The sequence below is a fragment of the Bacillus sp. (in: firmicutes) genome (assembly GCA_012842745.1).
Taxonomy (GTDB): Bacteria; Bacillota; Bacilli; order Bacillales; family Bacillaceae_J; genus Schinkia.
This window is the reverse complement of sequence record DUSF01000033.1, coordinates 15,106-31,660: the sequence shown is the minus strand read 5'-3', so window position 1 is coordinate 31,660 and position 16,555 is coordinate 15,106. Positions and strand designations below refer to the sequence as shown.

Below are 16,555 nucleotides of genomic sequence, written 5' to 3'. Positions count from 1 at the left end.
GGAGGGCATGGAAGCATGAGTACAAATCAATCATCACAAATCAAACCGATTCGTGAAAAACCATTTACATGGGATACGAAAAATGAATATGAAGAAGTTACGTTGCGAATGCAAACGTATATGCATTTTCATTATCGTCATATTTTTGATGAAAGAGACTACGAACTTTATGATCCGCGCTACACAAGAATTCGCTCTACAGATTGGGAAGCATTTAGAGATCCGAAACGCTATTGGTATACAACGTACATCCGTGATCGGAAGAATCTAGCAATTGAAGTAGAGAATGGCTTCAATAATGCGAAAGAGCTCGGAATAATTGAAAATCTTCCTTCACACTGGGCCAATGCCTTACGAGAGATTTATACACCATTGCGCCATATCGAATATGGAGAAAATGTCCAAATGCAGCATGTGATCCGCTATGCATTAGGGACACCGATTGAGCAATGCGCGACATTCCAAGCTTATGATAAAACGGGCCGTGCCCAATGGATTACACTATGGGCGATGAATATGCAAGATCATCATGGTAATTTCCTTGATAATAGTAAAGAAATTCTATTAAATGAACCTGCCTATCAGCCATTGCGTAGCTATGCTGAAGAATTATTAGTAACAGATGATTGGGCGGAAGTCATTTTAGCGGAAAACCTTACTTTAGATCTTTTATTGGGGAATTTAATGTATAAACATTTGACGAAAGAAGCGGGCAAGCATAATGATTATCATCTTTCAATCTTGAATTTGACAATTAATAAACAAATGAAATGGCAGGCTGATTGGGCTTTTGCTTTATTTAAACATTTTGCCAATGATAAACCAGCAAGCCGTTGGGATTATTTGAAGTCATTAGGATACGAAGACTGGCCTGGCGATTATCGTTGGGGTAGGACAATTACTGACCCGCGTGAAACTCCGGAGGAAGAAAAGAGCAATTTAGAAATCATTCAAGAATGGATAGAGAAATGGTATCCAAAAGCTTATCAAGCTGTGTTGGCACTTACGCCATTATTTGAAAAACATAATCTTGGCATCAATGTAGAAGAGACATTGATGCAGATAGAGGAAGAGGATATTATGCCGCTTTACAAAAAAGCAGGAATCCCATTTACTTGTGCAACATCCGCAATATAAAGAGGAGGAATGAAAATGTCTATCGATACAGTTCGATATGTTGGGATTGATTTAGATACTAGCGGCGGCGATGTAATCAAAGCGATTATTGCCGCTGCCAAGGATGATAATGCTGGCGTGGAAGTAGATAATTTTTCTACATTTGTTAAACTAAAGGCTCCGAACGAGCTAATCATAAAACGCTGTAATGTGGAAGAATATCTTGGCAGAGATTGGGCTATGGATGAACTCCACATTTATATGGCATCTTATTTTGGTTTTATGGAAGAAATGGATGAAGAACAGCTAGTCATTCGCTGGAATAGCGTCGAATAAAAAAATGAGGTGAGTTCTTTGACAGTTAAATTAAGTTCGAAAGATCAATATAAATATTTAACGAGAGATTTAATGTGGGAACCGAAAGATTTTGATATGAAAAAAGTATATCCATTGATTGAAAAAGAAGGGATCATTATAAAAGATCCTAAAAAATGGGAAGATCCTTTCCGGATGACCTACAATCAATATGTAAAAATTCAATCAGAGAAGGATTCAATCTATCATTCGGTCGTTAACGCCTTTGAAGCGAATCATGGTCATGCAAAAGTAGTCGATGCTCGCTGGTATGAAGGGGTAAAAGCGTTTGCTGTCGCTGTTCAGCCTGCTGAATATCAAGCACACCGCTTAATGGCTTATATCGGAAGAAATATACCGATTGAAGCGATTCGTTTTGCTACCTTTGCCCAAGCCATTGACGAACTTCGCCATGCCCAAATTGAAATTAAACATTATGCCCATATGAGTAAATATTACGACGGTTTACATTCCTATGCTAAGACAAATGAAAACCATTGGTTTAACACGGTTCCTAAGTCATTTTTCGAGGATGCATTAAGTGCGGGGCCATTTGAAGCGTTGATGGCTATTTCCTTTTCATTTGAATATTGCTTTACAAATATTCTGTTCCTGCCGTTTGCTTCCTCAGCTGCTGCTGTTGGGGATGAGCATTTCGCGGCGACAGGAAAAACAGTGCAATCCGATGAATCAAGGCATATGGCACTCGGGATGGCAGCATTAAAAATGCTTTTAGAAGAAGATGACCGTAATGTACCGATTGTCCAAAAATGGTTAGATAAATGGTATTGGAGAGCCTATCGATTGTTTTCAGTAGTATCAGTTATCGTCGATTACTATCCACGCATTCGCCCGATTTCTTGGAAAAAAGCTTTTGAAATCTATATTGAAGAACAAGTATTTAATGGCTTATTTAAAGATTTAAGAAAATATGGTATTCGTTTACCATTGCATGCAGAAGACAGCATAAAGGAAAAAGAGCATTATTCCCATGCTACAATGAGAATTTTGGACCATTATAAACATGCAAACGTCTTTAGAACCTTCAAACTACAGCCAGATGATTATGAATGGTTATCAAATGAGTATCCAGATACATTTGATAAATATTATGCTTCTTATTACAGACGCCAAGGTGACCATGCCTTAGCTGTTACGAGCCCTGGCATACCGTCAGTATGTAAAGTATGTCAAATTCCGTTAGAATTTGTTAACCCAGATAAGCCAACACAGCAGTGGACACAGTATAGTGAGTATAATGGTGAAATTCATATGACATGCTCACCAGGCTGTAAACATTTATTTGAATTTGAACCACAAAAGTATATGCAAATGTGGTGGCCTGCGGAAGCCTATGTAAGTGGTGAATTTGGAGAAAATGTTCCAATGGATCTTTTTAAATATTTAGCATTTAGTCCTGAAGAAGCAGGAGAGCATTATTCATCTAGAGACAGGTTGCGTTGGCTGCAATATCGTCAAGCACTGAATTTTGATAAGAGATTTAATTAATAGCAATGGAAACTTTGGAGGTGAAACGAATTGGCAATCAGTTATTTACATGATCCAAACCACTTGTTAGTTCATATTGTCCCTACATCATTAGCTTGTGGTGATGAGCTATTAACGTATATTGCATTACGAGCACAGTATGATATGACAGGATTAGATTTGAAGCAAGCTGGTTTAAGCTTATGGAATTTAAATGAAGATCATAATCGCTATAAGCTTGTTACTATTCTTGGCGACAAAGATGTCGAAGTTGATGATGAGAAAACATTGGCTGAAATGGGAATTAGAAACGGAGCACCGATTCAAATTATTGCTGTCTAAAGGGGGCCTATAATAATGAATAAGACATCTGTTGAAACATATGAGGTCACTCTTGAACCTAGCGGCAATCAAATCCAAGTCAAAGAAGGGCAAACGGTTTTAGATGCCTTGATTCGCAATGGCATCCAAACGCCGTATGGTTGCCGTCATGGCAGCTGCAGCGCTTGTAAAGCTAGAGTGCTAGAAGGAAACTATGAAATTATGGGGAGAGTATCTGAATACTCTCTTCTCTCCTTTGAAAGAGATGATGGCATGATTCTCCTTTGCAGCACGCTTGCGGAAAGTGACCTTGTAATCGAAATCGAAGAAGAAGAGGAAGATGGTATTACATTTTATCCTGTTGTTGATTTCGAGGCAGCTATTATAAAAAACGAACAAGTAACACCAGATATCCACATCATTGAATTAGAGCTAGTAAATCCAACGACAGTTCCATATGCGGCTGGACAGTTTTTTGAATGCCAAGTTCAAAGTGAAACAGAAGTTAGGGCTTACTCGGCTGCCACAAAGTGCAATGACAATAACAAACTCCAGTTTCATGTAAAAAGAATACCGAATGGGATTGGTTCTAACTATATGTGTGACTTGAAGGTTGGGGCAACCGTAAAGGCTTCAGGACCCTATGGAAAAATGCAGCTGCGTAATCGGGATAAGAGTCTAGTGTTTGTTGCCGGTGGCTCAGGTATGGCGCCTATTAAGGCTTTGCTAGAGGAATTATTTTCACAGCCGTTTGAACATGAGGCATGGTTTTTCTATGGTGCTAGAACAGAGGAAGATTTATTTTTAGTTGAGACTTGGCTTGAGTTAGAACGGAAATATCCGAATTTTCATTTCATCCCGGCGTTATCAAACCTTTCAGACGATACAGACTGGAAGGGAGAGAGAGGATTTATTGCTGATGTAATCAGGAAGACAATGGATTCATGCAGCGGAATGGATGCCTATCTGTGCGGGCCACCGATTATGTGTGAAACTGTAACAGATGCGCTGTATGAAAAAGGTTTGCGCGGTAATCATATTTATTTAGATGAATTTTAATAAAAAGTGTCAGGTGCCACATGTATAAACGGTAATCTGACACTTTTTCTGTAGAACAATAAAACAAAAAAATCCGAATTTTTTAAATATTGTTTACTATAAAGAAACAAACGCCTTGAATATAGGACGAACTTTGGTATTGTATGTATACAAGACATTTTTTGGGGTGAGATTATTTTGCAAATTGATGCTTTTATTGAAAACGAAACTGTTATTCCCTTTCCAGTAGATGGAAAGATGTTTCAAAACAATCAACGAGTTTTCATGACTTCGACGGCAGCGATGGGGTTGTTGCGGAAAAGTTTAATAGATATGGTCGGCAAAAAACGGGCAAACCAATTTTTAGTTTTACATGGATGGAGCCTTGGTGTCCATGATGCTACAATCATTTTACAAAATAATCGTCACGCCTCAAAAAAGGAAATGATTTTAGCCGGACCGAAAATGCATATGCAACAGGGGCATGCTCATGTCCAAACAAAAGTTTTAAAAATCGCTCCCAAAAGCAATGATTTTTATATGGAAGGTATATGGAAACATTCTCATGAAGCAGAAGAATATAAGAAACTATTTGGAATAAGCGCAGAACCTACATGCTACAAATTAATTGGCTATGCCAGCGGATATTTATCGACCATTTTAGGATTTAAGGTCATCGTTAAAGAGATTGGGTGTGAGGGTAAAGGGAATGATCATTGTCATTGGATTGCTAAGCCAATTGAGGCATGGACAGAGGAGAGTGGCATTGAAGAATTATTTAATTTTAACGAAACAAGCATGATTAAGGAACTTGAGTTCGCTTATGAAAAAATTAAAGAGGAAAGAGATAACCTAAATAAGTCATATACCATTCATAAACGCTTGACGAAGGAATTAATTCAAGGAAATGATTTGCAATCGATAGCAAATGTTCTTTATGAAACATTAGATGTACCGATTATGATTGAGGACCGTCAATTCAACATTATGGCAGCTGCTGGCTTTACAGAGAAGGAAAAAACACAATGTAATCAACAGATGATTAATTTTATCAATACAAAAAAACAGCAATTTGCGGAAATGCAATTAGAATTTCATAACGATTTTAAGCCGGCCAAATTGGAAGTTGCTAACCATCATTTTCGTTTACTCATCCCGATTTTATCGAATCAGCAAATAACGGGCTATTGTTCGATTATACGACAAGCAAATCAGTTTTCGATTTTAGAAACGATGATTATTGAAAGGGCATCTGTTGTCTGTTCGATGTATTTGCTAAATGAAAGAACAGCTATTGAGGCGGAGCAACGAATGCGCGGCAATATTTTTGAAGAAATATTAAAAGGAAAGCTTAGTAAGCAAGAAATAATGAAGATGGGCCAATATATTAATGTTGATTTCTTGAAGCCTTTTCATATCGTTGCTATAAATATAAATAATTTAGAGCAGGACATGAAAGAGGAAATGGAATGGAAGGATGATTTAATAGCAAAATTATCGGAATATTTCAAAAAGATGTTACTCCCTATTCTTTTAACCTATAAATGTAATAACATCTTACTTTATATTCCGGATGCTGTTTTGAGTGATAGAAACAGAAAAATTCAAGAACTTGCAGATGAAATTCTTTCATTTTGTTTAAAAATAGTTCCGAAACAGACATTCTATGGTGGTATTAGTACATATGGAAATCAAATTGAATTTGCCAAGAGCCAGTATGAAGAAGCCATTGCTGCGGTAAAACTATGTTCGAAATCGAAGCCTGTTATTGTTTATAATGAACTAGGAATTATCGGACTTTTGATGCAGACAGGTGATAAGGAAGCAATCAGAAAATATTCAAAACAAGAGTTAAAGGATCTCCTAGAATATGATAGAAAAAAAGGAATGGATCTTACAAAAACGCTGTATCATTATATTTTAAATGGTGGAAATTTAGAGCAAACGGCCTGCAGCTCTGCGTTATCGATTAGCGGTTTACGATATAGAATTGAAAAAATAAAGGATATTCTAGCAGTCGATATTCGGCAGCCATCATCAAGTTATCCTTTATTTTTAGCCATTCAGATGTTGATACTATTAGGTGAGCTGCGATTTGATATGTAGATTTATTGAGATTGGTTAGAAGATTTATACTGTATGCAAATGTCTGAAAATAGACAAGAATTAGAATATTTCATAGGTATGAAACACATTTGAAATATTTTAATCTATAAATTAAGAATAATATAAAAATTCAGGGGGAATGTTGAATGGCGATTATGCGTTTAGGAAGAGTTGAAGTTCGTTGTCCAAACTGGGAGAAATCAATTGAATACTATAAAAATGTCATTGGTTTAATTGAAACAGGCCGTGACGATGAGAGGGTTTATTTAAAAGCCTGGGATGAGCATGATCATCATAGTGTGATTTTGAAAAAAGACGATTCGGCAGGCTTAGAGCATATGGCCTTTAAATGTGAATTTGCTTCAGATTTAGACCTTTATGAAGAAAAATTAAATAACTATGGGATTACAACGGAGCGTGTGTCTGCAGGAACACGTTTAGCTGAAGGGGAAGCTGTACGATTTATCTTGCCGACAGGACAAACGATGGAATTGTATCACGACATTGAAGTAGTTGGTAATGGGTTATCGCTTGTTAATCCTGATCCATGGCCAGATGGATTAGTAGGAATACACCCTACACGTTTAGACCATCTTTTAATTGCAGGTGATGATGTTGAGGGAGCTGTGAAAATCTTCTTAGAAATTTTTGATTTCCATGTTAGTGAGCAATTAGTGGCTGGCGAAAATAATGACCAAACGATTGCTAAATGGTTGTTCAAAACAAACACAGCGCATGATATCGCAATCATTAAAGGACCTCACAATGGCCTTCATCATTTTGCCTTCTGGTTAGATGAATGGGTTGAGTTAAGAAATGCCGCTGATATTATGGCGAAAAACGATGTAATGATTGATGCTGGCCCAACACGCCATGGTATTACAAGGGGAACAACAATCTACTTCTTTGACCCATCAGGTAATCGTAATGAAGTATTCTGCGGAGGCTACATCACATATCCTGATTCTCCGACAATAACTTGGACAGAAGATACAATCGGAAAGGCTATCTTCTACTTTGAAAGAGAATTAAATGAAAGATTTACTTCTGTTTTCTCATAAAAAATAAATGTGCTTATTATAATAAGGAAGTTTCTCGATTTGGCTTAGCGGGTAAGCGCTAACAAATGGCAAGGGAAACTTCTTTTTAGGGGTAGGAGAATGAATATGTATAAAGTAGTTGTGAAGGATAAAGAAATTTCTGTAAAAGCAAATGAAACCATTTTAAATGCGTCAATCCGCCAAGCAGGAGGAATTTTTGTAGGATGTAAAGGCGGAGGCTGCGGGATGTGCAAAATAAAAGTTATATCCGGTAAAACAGTAGATGGGATTTCTTCGAAATCTGTTTTGCCTGATGAAGATCATAGAGCAGGATATCGTCTTGCTTGTCAAAGCAAGCCAGTATCTAACATGGTTATTGAGCCATGTCGGGAGAGGAATAAAATACTTAGATAGTAAAAGATAGGCTGATTGCTTTAAATTTAAAGCAGTCAGCCTATTTTTCTAACGGCCTATTCTAATTCAAGCAGCAAATCATCTGCCTGTACTGCTTCACCGCTTTTAACATGAATATTAAGCACTATACCATCAAACGGCGCTTGTACAGTTGTCTCCATTTTCATCGCTTCTGTGATTAGTAAGTGATCACCTTTTTTAACTTTTTCGCCTTTTTCAACTAACACTTTAACGACCGTGCCAGGCATGGAGGCACCGATATGATGAGGGTTTTTCTTTTCTGCTTTTCTTTTTAGAGCGATAGTTGCTTTTACACTTTCATCATGAACGATGACTTCGCGCGGCTGTCCATTTAATTCAAAATAGACAACCTTTGTGCCATCATGCTGAGTTTGGCTGACAGATACTAGTTTAACGATTAATGTTTTTCCTTGTTCGATTTCAACTTCGATTTCTTCACCAAGACGCAAGCCATAGAAGAATGTTAATGTATCAAGAACAGACACATCGCTATATTTGTTGTAGAACTGTTGATATTCCTCAAATACTTTAGGATATAATGAATAGCTCATAACTTCCAAGTCAGTCGCTTCACGCTCAAGTGTTTCCTGTAGTTCTTTCTCTAAAGCATCAAAGTCAACTGCTTCAAGTAATTCCCCTGGTCTAACAGCAATCGCCTCGCGTCCTTTTAAGATTATCTTTTGCAATTCTTTAGGGAAGCCTTCATATGGCTGGCCTAAGTAGCCTTGGAAAAATTCGACGACTGAATCAGGAAAATCAAGTGTTTCGCCGCGTTCCATTACATCCTGTTTTGTTAGTTTATTTTGGACCATGAATAAGGCCATATCACCGACAACTTTAGAAGAAGGGGTGACCTTGACAACATCGCCAAACATATCGTTAACAATTCGATACATTTCCTTGACATGATCCCACTCGCTTTCAAGACCAACTGCTTTCGCCTGTTGTTGTAGGTTACTGTATTGACCACCAGGCATTTCATGATTATAAACCTCTGTATGCGGGGCCATCATCCCAGATTCAAACGCTTTGTAGTAATGGCGAACATCTTCCCAATAATGCGCTAATTTTTCAAGTGATTGAATATCAACCTTTGGTTGGCGTTTTTGATTTTGTAAAGCATAGTAGAGCGTATTTGCACTTGGCTGTGAAGTTAAGCCAGCCATCGAACTTACAGCGACATCAACAATATCGACACCGGCTTCAATCGCTTTTATATACGTGTAGATGCCATTGCCGCTAGTATCATGGGTGTGCAGATGAATTGGCATATCAACTGTCTCTTTTAACGTTGAAATTAACGTATAGGCCGCTTGTGGCTTTAATAATCCAGCCATATCTTTTATTCCTAATATATGTGCCCCAGCGTTTTCTAATTCCTTTGCCATCTTTTTGTAATACTCTAGATTGTATTTTGTTCGACTGCTATCCTCAATATCACCTGTGTAACAAATGGCCGCCTCAGCAATTTTTCTGGAATCTCTGACAGCATCAATTGCCAATGTCATACCTTGGACCCAGTTTAAGCTGTCAAAAATGCGGAATACATCAATCCCGTTTTCCGCTGATTTGTTTACAAATTGTTTAATGACGTTATCAGGGTAGTTTTTATAGCCGACGGCATTGGAAGCGCGCAACAGCATTTGGAATAACACATTTGGCATTTTTTCTCGTAAAACTTGCAGCCTTACCCAAGGGTCTTCTTTTAAGAAACGATAAGCAACGTCAAATGTGGCGCCGCCCCACATTTCCACTGAAAAAAGGTTAGGTAGGAGTCTTGCTGTTGGCTCAGCAATATGCTTCAAATCATTTGTACGAATACGAGTAGCCAATAATGATTGATGGGCATCTCTAAACGTTGTGTCGGTTAATAATACTTCCTTTTGATTTTTAAGCCAGCTTACAACACCTTCTGGACCTTCTTTATCAAGGATTTGTTTCGTTCCATTTGGAAATGGTTCTGATATTTTTACTTTTGGCATTCTTGGATTTTTTATAAGTGGTTTCTTTTCTTTGCCAATACCAGGATAACCATTGACAACTGTATGACCAATATAGCTTAGCATTTTTGTGCCGCGATCTTTTCGCTCTGGAAAGATGAAAAGCTCTCGTGTTTCATCGATGAAGTTCGTATTATATTGGCCTGTTAGAAACTTTTCATGTGTAATGACATTTTCTAAAAAAGGTATGTTCGTTTTAATACCGCGAATTCTGAACTCTTTTAAATTACGGTGCATTTTTGCTGCTGCTTTTTCAAATGTGAGCGCATGTGTTGAGATTTTTACGAGTAAACTATCATAAAACGGTGTGATGACAGCACCGGCAAATGAGTTCCCAGCATCTAAGCGAACACCGAAGCCACCGCCTGAACGATAGGCAGTGATTTTTCCGGTATCAGGCATAAAATTGTTTTCTGGGTCTTCTGTTGTTACCCGTGATTGAATTGCATAGCCATGCGTTTTTATAAATGTTTGGTTAGGAATGCCGATTTCTTTACTATCTAACGGATGCCCTTCGGCAATTAAAATTTGTGATTGTACAATATCAATGCCCGTAATCATTTCTGTAATCGTATGTTCAACTTGTACCCTTGGATTTACTTCAATAAAGTAATATTGATCTTTCGTAACGAGAAATTCAACTGTACCAGCATTAACATAGTTTACTTTTTCCATTAGACGAACAGCAGCTTCGCAAATTCGTTCCCGCAAATCATGGGGAAGAGATATGCTTGGCGCTACTTCAACTACTTTTTGGTGGCGACGCTGGACCGAACAATCACGTTCATATAAATGAACAATATTTCCATACTTGTCACCAAGAATTTGCACTTCAATATGTTTTGGATTCTCAATAAATTTTTCAACATATACTTCGTCATTGCCGAAGGAGGCTTTTGCTTCGGATTTTGCGCGTTCATAGCTTTCAATAAGTTCAGCTTCACTGCGGACAATGCGCATACCGCGGCCACCACCGCCAAGTGCAGCTTTAATGATAAAAGGAAAGCCCTGCTCTTTAGCAAATAATTTTACTTCATCAATCGTTTGAACAGGGCCATCAGAGCCAGGAATAACAGGAATATTTGCTTTGATCGCTTGATGTCGAGCCTTCACCTTATCTCCAAACATTTCTAAATGTTCGTATTCTGGTCCGATAAAAATAATCCCTTCCTCTGCAGAGCGCTTTCTGAATTGGGCGTTTTCTGACAGAAAGCCATAGCCAGGGTGAATGGCATCAACATTGTTTGCTTTTGCGATTTCGAGAATGCCTTCGATATCTAAATAAGCGTCAATCGCATTTTTATCCTCGCCTACTAAATAAGCTTCATCCGCTTTATAGCGATGATAGGAACCGCTATCTTCTTTCGAATAAATGGCAACAGTGCGAATTCCAAGCTCGGTGCAAGCCCGAAAGACGCGGATTGCAATTTCTCCTCTATTCGCCACAAGTACTTTTTTAATTTTTCTTTCAGCCATAACGTTCTCTCCTCTTATACAATATTTTCTTGTTTCTTATATAACAACGATAAGTCTTTATATGCTACAAAATGTGATACAAATAATTTTAGCAAAAATTCAAAAAAATATACACAAATATACTCTATTCTGTATAAAGAAAATAAAAAATATTCATAAATTTCATATAAAGCAACAGTAGCATTGTGACATGGTGAAAAAGGCTTTACTATGAGAGTAGTATAATATACCAAAAAATTGGAAGGAAGTGTGATTATGCCGCTTATTCAGATTAATATTATCGAAGGACGCTCACCAGAAATGAAGGAAGAGCTAATTAAAGAAGTTACAAAAACAGTTAGTAGAACGTTAGACGCACCGATTGAAACCGTGCGCGTGCTTATTAATGAGATGCCGCCGGAACATTGGGGAATTGCTGGTGAATCGGTAAAGAAGAAACGTTCAAAAGTAAATTAGAAAAGGAGTTTTTTTATGAAACTAATTGAAAAGTATTCTATTCCTAATGAGCTTGCAAAACAAATGATTGAGGCAGCAGAGAATAAGGCAAAGGAAATGGGGATTGCCGTTAATATTACAATTGTAGATGATGGTGGAAATTTAGTCTGTTTCTCAAGAATGGACAATGCACCACTATTAAGCGTTGGAATTTCGCAAAATAAAGCTTATACGGCGATTGCTTTTGGCAAACCGACTGGCGATTGGTATCCAATGATTAAGGATGAACCTGCTCTTTTAACAGGGATTGTACATACTCCTAATCTTGTTATTTTTGGCGGCGGTTTTCCTATAAAAGTGGATGGGAAAATGATTGGTGGCATTGGTGTAAGCGGTGGAAGTGCAGAAGAAGATGAGAAATGCTGTGAAGCAGCAATCAAAGTTGTTGAACAATTCGTTTAAATAATGTAAGGGTTGTCTAGAGATACCATTAATTCTGAAGAGCAACCCGAATTTTTGTAATATAAAAAAATATAATTATTTATTTCCAATATCCCATTCGATCAGAGATTTCCATACTTGCTTCAATAACTTTTTTAGATAATGGCCGTATTTTATTTTGTTGAATTCGCTGCACCGGACCGACGACAGTTAGAGCGGCAATCACTCTACCAGTATAGTCGTAAATCGGTGCGGCAACAGAATTTACTCCTTCATTAAATTCGCCAATACTATGGGCAAATCCATCCTCTTTTATTCTATTTAAATGTTCTCTAAATTGATCAGCATCGGTAATCGTTGTTTCTGTATACTTTTTAAGGCCTGATTGAATAACCGTCTCAACAGTGCTTTCGTCTGCATGGGCTAACAGTACTTTGCCTGAACTAGTACAATGAGCAGGGTTTCTTCTACCAACATGGGTCAAAGCTCTTACGTAGTGGTTGCATTCAACTTTTTGAATGTAAATCACATCGGTATGATCAAGAATAGCGATATGGGCTGTTTCATCAATGTCCTGAACAAGTTTGTTTAAAATCGGCTGTGATTCACGATATACATCCATATTATTATTGATGATGCCACTTAAAGAAATAATCGTCATTCCTAAGCGATATTTTTTTGTTTCTGGGTCTTTATAAACAAATCCTTCACTTGCTAGAGTTGCCATTGTGCGGCTTACTGTGCTTTTATTTAATCCAAGTGATGCGGCGAGATCACTAATTTTTTTCTCAGGCTCATCCATTGAAAAGCTTTTTAAGATTAGTAGTGCGTTTTTTACAGAAGAAAGCAAATTATCTTTAGGCTCTTTATCATTCCTTTTATTTGTTGTCACTGTTTTACACCCCTCACTGTTTCATATAAAAGAACGTAATCTCTCTATAGAAAACAATAGCAAAAAAAGTGGCTTTTGAAAAGAAAATTAAAAAAAGCAGAAAGCGTTGCATATAGAACAATGATGGGGTTGTATATGCAACAGGAAGTAGTTATCATAATTATTGGAATTATCACAAAAATTACTCGGTATAAAAGGAGGAGTTTGGAAAATGCTTGAAGAAGTTAAAGTAATCTCATCTGTGAAGTCTATTAATTGTTTACATTTTATTAACGGAGAATATGTTTCATCATTGAACAACAAAACATTTGAAAATATTAATCCTGCAACTGAAGAAGTACTAGGCACGGTTGCAGAAGGTGGAAAAGAAGAGGTAGATTTAGCCGTTCGCGCAGCAAGAAGAGCATTAAATGGCCCGTGGAAAAATACAACAGTTCAAGAGCGATCAAAAATTTTACGCCGTATCGGTGATTTAATTTTAGAAAGACAAGAGGAACTAGCTTATTTGGAATCATTGGATACAGGCAAGCCTGTTTCATTAGCAAATAAAATTGATATTCCGCGCGCGGCTTATAACTTTCATTTTTATGCTGACTATATCGTCGGTGTTAATACAGATGCAAATGAGCAGGATGATGTTGCCTTACATTACACGCTGCGCCGTCCGGTCGGGGTTGTAGGGATTATTAAACCATGGAATTTGCCTTTATTATTACTAACTTGGAAACTAGCGCCATGTTTAGCAATGGGCAATACATGTGTCATCAAGCCAGCAGAATGGACACCAATGACAGCAACAGTGTTAATGGAAATTATGAAAGAAGCGGGATTACCTGATGGTGTGGCCAACCTTGTTCATGGTTTTGGACCGAATTCTGCCGGCGGAGCGATTTCAGAGCATCCTGATATCGATGCGATTTCTTTTATTGGCGAGCCTGGCACTGGGGCAGCGATTATGAGATCAGCAGCGCAAAATTTGAAAAAGCTGTCATTTGAATTAGGGGGCAAAAATCCAAATATCATTTTTGCTGATGCCGATTTAGATGATTGTATTGAAACAACGATTCGCTCAAGTTTTGTTAACCAAGGAGAAGTATGTCTTTGTGGCTCAAGAATTTATGTAGAAAGACCAATTTACAATGAATTTATTGATAGATTTGTTGCGAAGACGAAAGAATTGAACGTTGGCGATCCGTTAAAAGAGGAAACAACGACTGGGGCACTCGTTAGCAAAGAGCATTATGACAGAGTGTTTAGCTATATTGATAGTGCGAAAGCCGATGGTGCAAATATTTTAACAGGTGGAAAGCGTCCGGAAGGATTAGAAAAAGGCTATTATCTAGAGCCGACAATTATTACTGGTTTACATGATGATGCGCGTTGTGTGCGCGAAGAAATTTTTGGCCCGGTCGTTACGGTCATGCCTTTTGATTCAGAAGATGAAGTAATTACGAAAGCAAATGATACACATTACGGCCTTGCGGCAACTGTTTGGACTAGTAATGTAAAACGTGCTGTTCGCGTTACTCGTAATCTTGAGGCGGGTGTAATCTGGGTAAATACTTGGTTCTTACGCGACTTACGAACACCATTTGGCGGTATGAAGCATAGCGGCATCGGTAGAACTGGTGGAATGCATAGTATTGATTTCTATTCTGACTTTTCAAATGTAACGTTAAAATATTAATCTTACAGATTGGAGTGTAATATGGTGGTCACTCAAACAATACAATTTGCTGACTTACTTCGAGAAGCTGAGCTTTCAGGAGTTGGTATAGAGCCATTAACAGCGCACAACCCGGAATTAACACCTGTTGAAGCTTATCATATCCAACTTAAAAATATTCAAAGAAAACTAGATGAAGGCCAAAAAGTTGTTGGCAAAAAAATCGGCTTAACATCGCTGGCAATGCAAAGATTGCTCGGTGTTGATGAGCCTGATTATGGCCACTTACTAGATTCAATGGTTGTCGAAAATGGCGGCACGATTTCGATGAGTCAAATTCTCCAACCACGCGTCGAGGGTGAAATTGCCTTTATTTTGAAAAAGGATTTAAAAGGCCCGAACGTTACGACACTTGATGTGTTGCAAGCTACTAAATATGTTGTTCCAGCTTTGGAGATTGTCGGAAGTAGAATAAAAGACTGGAAGATTAAATTACCTGATACGATTGCCGATAATGCTTCGAGCGGTCTTTATGTTTTAGGCGGAAAACCAACAAAGGTTGAAGACGTTAATTTGGAACAAATCGGCATGGTTTTAATGAAGAATGGCCAGTTAGTCAACACTGGTGTTGGGGCTGCAGCCCTTGGTAATTCTGCAACATGTGTGGCATGGTTAGCTAATAAATTAGCACAATTTGATATTCCGCTTCGTGCTGGCGAAGTGATTTTATCAGGCGCACTTTCAGCGATGGTCGTTGCTGAGCCGGGAGACACATTTACAGCCCGCTTTGCTCATATTGGTCAAGTTAGTGTTAATTTTGAAAAATAATTTAAAAAGGGAGGTCTTATATTTTATGAGTAAAGTGAAAGTTGCTGTATTAGGCTCAGGTAATATTGGTTCGGATTTAATGATTAAGCTTAGAAGAGCGACAAATTTAGAGTTAACAACTGTCGTTGGTGTTGACCCGGATTCTGATGGTTTAAAACGTGCAAAAGAATTCGGTTATGTAACAATTGATGATGGAATTGAAGGGTTTCTTGAACAACCAGAACTGGCTGATATCGTCTTTGATGCAACAGGAGCCAAGCCCCATATTAAACATGCAAAACTATTAAAAGAGGCAGGAAAAAGGGTAATTGATTTAACACCTGCTGCTGTCGGTCCTTTTGTCGTGCCAACTGTAAATATCAAAGATCATTTAGCGGACGATAATGTCAATATGATTACATGCGGGGGTCAGGCAACAACACCAATTGTTCATGCGATTAATCAAGTGCAGCCTGTTTCTTATGCAGAGGTCATTGCAACTGTTTCAAGTAGAAGTGCTGGACCAGCAACAAGAGCTAATATTAACGAATTTATTGAAACGACAAGTAGCGCACTTGAAATCATCGGTGGGGCGAAGCTTGGGAAGACCGTTATGATTATTAATCCTGCAGAGCCGCCGATAATTATGAGAGATACCATCCACGCCCTTGTCAAAGGTGAAACTGTCGATGAGGAAGGAATTACAAAGGCAATCCGTGATATGGAGAAAAAAGTGCAACGATATGTGCCAGGATTCCGGATTAGACAGGAGCCGCTTTTTGACGGTAATAAAATAACAATTTTAATTGAAGTTGAAGGTGCCGGCGACTATTTGCCAAAGTATGCAGGAAATTTAGATATTATTACAGCAGCTGCTGTTCAAGTTGCCGAGGAATGGGCAATTAAAATGCTTGCAAATGCGACTGTGTAGGAAAGGGGA

The 16,555-nt window shown here is 38.0% G+C and carries 15 protein-coding genes; 13 read left to right on the top strand and 2 right to left on the bottom strand.

Annotated features, from left to right (window positions below):
• Positions 1-15 precede the first annotated feature (15 nt).
• The 8 genes from GX497_03890 (at position 16) to GX497_03855 (ending at position 7,877) form a co-directional block, all read left to right on the top strand.
• The gene (locus GX497_03890) at positions 16-1,137 is read left to right on the top strand and encodes a toluene hydroxylase (GenBank protein ID HHY72363.1); all 1,122 of its coding nucleotides are present in this window, start codon (positions 16-18) and stop codon (positions 1,135-1,137) included.
• Between the two features lie 15 nt (positions 1,138-1,152).
• Positions 1,153-1,452 carry a monooxygenase gene (locus tag GX497_03885; GenBank protein HHY72362.1) on the top strand — a complete coding sequence of 100 codons (300 nt, stop codon included), beginning with the start codon at positions 1,153-1,155 and terminating at the stop codon, positions 1,450-1,452.
• Between the two features lie 18 nt (positions 1,453-1,470).
• Positions 1,471-2,979 (top strand): toluene hydroxylase, encoded by a 1,509-nt coding sequence (locus GX497_03880; GenBank protein HHY72361.1) that lies wholly within the window; start codon positions 1,471-1,473, stop codon positions 2,977-2,979.
• A 30-nt stretch (positions 2,980-3,009) separates the two neighbouring features.
• A complete protein-coding gene (locus GX497_03875) occupies positions 3,010-3,300 on the top strand; it encodes a hypothetical protein (protein HHY72360.1) in 291 nt (96 codons plus the stop codon).
• 15 nt (positions 3,301-3,315) lie between these two features.
• Positions 3,316-4,338 (top strand): 2Fe-2S iron-sulfur cluster binding domain-containing protein, encoded by a 1,023-nt coding sequence (locus GX497_03870; GenBank protein HHY72359.1) that lies wholly within the window; start codon positions 3,316-3,318, stop codon positions 4,336-4,338.
• A 177-nt stretch (positions 4,339-4,515) separates the two neighbouring features.
• Entirely contained in the window at positions 4,516-6,423 is a 1,908-nt protein-coding gene (locus GX497_03865) for a hypothetical protein (GenBank protein ID HHY72358.1), read from the top strand.
• 146 nt (positions 6,424-6,569) lie between these two features.
• The gene (locus tag GX497_03860) at positions 6,570-7,484 is read left to right on the top strand and encodes a catechol 2,3-dioxygenase (GenBank protein HHY72357.1); all 915 of its coding nucleotides are present in this window, start codon (positions 6,570-6,572) and stop codon (positions 7,482-7,484) included.
• Positions 7,485-7,583: 99 nt separating this feature from the next.
• Complete coding sequence (locus GX497_03855; protein ID HHY72356.1) at positions 7,584-7,877, top strand: 2Fe-2S iron-sulfur cluster binding domain-containing protein; 294 nt, start codon at positions 7,584-7,586, stop codon at positions 7,875-7,877.
• A gap of 56 nt (positions 7,878-7,933) precedes the next feature.
• On the opposite strand, the gene pyc is transcribed toward GX497_03855, so the two are convergent.
• Positions 7,934-11,374: a pyruvate carboxylase gene (gene pyc / locus GX497_03850; GenBank protein HHY72355.1), complete on the bottom strand. Its 3,441-nt coding sequence runs from the start codon at positions 11,372-11,374 to the stop codon at positions 7,934-7,936.
• A 255-nt stretch (positions 11,375-11,629) separates the two neighbouring features.
• On the opposite strand from pyc, the gene GX497_03845 reads away from it, so the two are divergent.
• Positions 11,630-11,830: a 4-oxalocrotonate tautomerase gene (locus GX497_03845; protein HHY72354.1), complete on the top strand. Its 201-nt coding sequence runs from the start codon at positions 11,630-11,632 to the stop codon at positions 11,828-11,830.
• Positions 11,831-11,845: 15 nt separating this feature from the next.
• Positions 11,846-12,271: a heme-binding protein gene (locus GX497_03840; GenBank protein ID HHY72353.1), complete on the top strand. Its 426-nt coding sequence runs from the start codon at positions 11,846-11,848 to the stop codon at positions 12,269-12,271.
• A gap of 79 nt (positions 12,272-12,350) precedes the next feature.
• Here the strand turns inward: GX497_03840 and GX497_03835 are convergent, their stop codons facing one another.
• The gene (locus tag GX497_03835) at positions 12,351-13,142 is read right to left on the bottom strand and encodes an IclR family transcriptional regulator (protein HHY72352.1); all 792 of its coding nucleotides are present in this window, start codon (positions 13,140-13,142) and stop codon (positions 12,351-12,353) included.
• A 211-nt stretch (positions 13,143-13,353) separates the two neighbouring features.
• Here GX497_03835 and GX497_03830 point away from each other — a divergent pair, with 211 nt between their 5' ends.
• From GX497_03830 to GX497_03820, 3 genes are read left to right on the top strand one after another with little or no spacing between them, the layout of a single operon-like run.
• On the top strand, positions 13,354-14,829 hold the full coding sequence (locus GX497_03830) for an aldehyde dehydrogenase (GenBank protein HHY72351.1): 1,476 nt from the start codon (positions 13,354-13,356) through the stop codon (positions 14,827-14,829).
• A 21-nt stretch (positions 14,830-14,850) separates the two neighbouring features.
• Positions 14,851-15,636 (top strand): 2-keto-4-pentenoate hydratase, encoded by a 786-nt coding sequence (locus tag GX497_03825; protein ID HHY72350.1) that lies wholly within the window; start codon positions 14,851-14,853, stop codon positions 15,634-15,636.
• A gap of 25 nt (positions 15,637-15,661) precedes the next feature.
• Positions 15,662-16,546, top strand: a complete 885-nt coding sequence (locus GX497_03820) for an acetaldehyde dehydrogenase (acetylating) (protein ID HHY72349.1) — start codon at positions 15,662-15,664, stop codon at positions 16,544-16,546.
• Positions 16,547-16,555 lie beyond the last annotated feature (9 nt).

What these genes read in the sequence shown, in the direction of transcription:
- pyc (HHY72355.1), bottom strand. Translation starts at nt 11,374, where the DNA reads ATGGCTGAAAGAAAAATTAAAAAAGTACTTGTGGCGAATAGAGGAGAA.
- GX497_03845 (HHY72354.1), top strand. Translation starts at nt 11,630, where the DNA reads ATGCCGCTTATTCAGATTAATATTATCGAAGGACGCTCACCAGAAATG.
- GX497_03830 (HHY72351.1), top strand. Translation starts at nt 13,354, where the DNA reads ATGCTTGAAGAAGTTAAAGTAATCTCATCTGTGAAGTCTATTAATTGT.
- GX497_03890 (HHY72363.1), top strand. Translation starts at nt 16, where the DNA reads ATGAGTACAAATCAATCATCACAAATCAAACCGATTCGTGAAAAACCA.
- GX497_03840 (HHY72353.1), top strand. Translation starts at nt 11,846, where the DNA reads ATGAAACTAATTGAAAAGTATTCTATTCCTAATGAGCTTGCAAAACAA.
- GX497_03855 (HHY72356.1), top strand. Translation starts at nt 7,584, where the DNA reads ATGAATATGTATAAAGTAGTTGTGAAGGATAAAGAAATTTCTGTAAAA.
- GX497_03870 (HHY72359.1), top strand. Translation starts at nt 3,316, where the DNA reads ATGAATAAGACATCTGTTGAAACATATGAGGTCACTCTTGAACCTAGC.
- GX497_03820 (HHY72349.1), top strand. Translation starts at nt 15,662, where the DNA reads ATGAGTAAAGTGAAAGTTGCTGTATTAGGCTCAGGTAATATTGGTTCG.
- GX497_03885 (HHY72362.1), top strand. Translation starts at nt 1,153, where the DNA reads ATGTCTATCGATACAGTTCGATATGTTGGGATTGATTTAGATACTAGC.
- GX497_03860 (HHY72357.1), top strand. Translation starts at nt 6,570, where the DNA reads ATGGCGATTATGCGTTTAGGAAGAGTTGAAGTTCGTTGTCCAAACTGG.
- GX497_03825 (HHY72350.1), top strand. Translation starts at nt 14,851, where the DNA reads ATGGTGGTCACTCAAACAATACAATTTGCTGACTTACTTCGAGAAGCT.